This window comes from Nocardiopsis lucentensis DSM 44048 (assembly GCF_000341125.1).
In the GTDB taxonomy this organism is placed as follows: domain Bacteria; phylum Actinomycetota; class Actinomycetes; order Streptosporangiales; family Streptosporangiaceae; genus Nocardiopsis; species Nocardiopsis lucentensis.
In genome coordinates this window covers 1-1,721 of record NZ_ANBC01000805.1, presented here as the reverse complement: position 1 = coordinate 1,721, position 1,721 = coordinate 1, and the positions used below count along the sequence as shown (strand labels likewise).

2 protein-coding genes are annotated in these 1,721 nt (G+C 74.3%); both read right to left on the bottom strand.

The features are described from left to right. Positions 1–912, bottom strand: a 912-nt coding sequence (locus D471_RS0128170; RefSeq protein ID WP_026128156.1) for a hypothetical protein, incomplete at its 3' end; no start/stop codon positions are given. Positions 913–1,231: 319 nt separating this feature from the next. Next, a partial coding sequence (locus tag D471_RS40520; RefSeq protein ID WP_017601716.1) for an ICP22 family protein occupies positions 1,232–1,721 on the bottom strand: 490 nt, incomplete at its 5' end.

The following is a 1,721-nucleotide window of genomic DNA, read 5'->3' as shown; positions in this document are numbered from 1 at the left end:
CGCCGCGCCCGCGACGCCGCCCACGGCGCCGATCGCGTTACCGGAGAAGTTGACCGGGACCGCCAGGTCGGCCACCAGCTGGTTGCCGCCGACCAGGGAGCCGTTGCCGGAGGTGGCGATGTCCGAGTGCGCCATGTGCTCGCGCTCGACGGGCGCGGACTGCCGGAGCACGCCCGCGTCCACGCCGGAGGTGTCGGGCAGCACCTGGACGTTCTCGGCGGCCTCGCCGACCAGGTCCATCGTGTCGAACTCGGCGGGGGCCGACTGGTGGGCGCGGTAGCCGTCGCCGTTGTCACCGTCGTGGCCCTCGCGGCCCGCGGTGTCGTGCACGATCGCGTTGGCGTCGGTGGCCGCCGCGCCCGCGACGCCGCCCACGGCGCCGATCGCGTTACCGGAGATGTTCACCGGCACGTCCAGGTCGCCCACGATCTGGTTGCCGCCCAGGACCGAGCCGTTGCCCGACGAGGCGATGTCGCGGTCGCCACCGCGGCCGTGGCTGTGACCGTCGTGCACGACCAGGGCGTTGGCGTCGGTGGCCTGGGCACCGGCCATGCCGCCCAACGCGCCGACGGCGTTGCCCGCCACGTTGACCGGGACGTCGCCGTCGATGACGGCCTGGTTGCCGCCCAGGATCGAGCCGTTGCCCGAGGTGGCGATGTCGCCCTCGTCCTCGATCACGGCCGCCGTCGAACCGGTGCAGGAGGCCCCGGAGACCCCCAGCACGGCCCCGACCGAGTTGCCGCAGACGTTGATGGGCACGTCGCCGTCGACGACCAGCTGGTTGCCTCCGCCGATCGAACCGTTGCCGGAGGTGGCGATGTCACCGTCGGCGAACGCCACGCCTGTCCCCAGGGCGACGAAGCCGGCTGCCAGGAGCATGGCCTTCGCTGATGTGCCAGCCCACTTACTCATGTGGGAAGTCCTTTCGGAAAACGAGTTGAGAAGGTGTCGTGCTTGGGGCCACAGGCCGTTCCGCGTCCCTGGGTGGGACGCGGGCCCTCGACCGAGCCCGGGGATCATCCGGTCGGCCGCGCACCTGGGCGGTGCGTGTCTGCCGGGCTGGTGAGCGCGCCGCGGTTCGGCTCCACTGGGTGCGGGCGAACGCGCGCGCTCGGTCGATCAGCTCCGCTCTGGGTGAGCGGCGGCTGACGTGAACCCCGCGATCTCGGCTGCGGCCGGTGCTGCGGGACTCGCGTCACCCCCCGGGCCGCTCGGCGGCCCGGGCGGCCGATCAGGCGCGGGCGCGCTGGCGAAGACCCAGGAGGATCAGTCCGGCCCCGGCCGCGGCGGTGGCGAGGGCTGCCACGACCATCCAGAGCACCCCGGTTCCGTCGGTTCCGGTGACGGCGAGCTCGGTGTCGTCCTCGGCGGGGGCGGACTCCTCGAGGGAGGGCGTCCCCGGCCGCTCCTGCGGGGGCGCGCCCTCCTCGTCCCCCGGCACCTCACCGCGGTTCTCCTCGGTGGGGGCGGGGGACTCCTCCGGGCTGGGGGAGGCGGTCGCCTCCGGGGTCTCGTCCTCGCCCGGGGTGTCCTCCCTGGGGTTCTCCTCAGGGATCTCCTCTCCGTAGCCGTCGTAGCCGTCGTCGGTACGGCGGTCGGCCGGTGACGCCGGGGTGGTGGGCTCCCCGCTCGGCCCGTCGTGGACGACGGCCTCGCCGTCCACGCACCCGGCGCCGGCCACGCCGACCACGGCCACGGCGTTGCCGCAGACGTTGACGGGG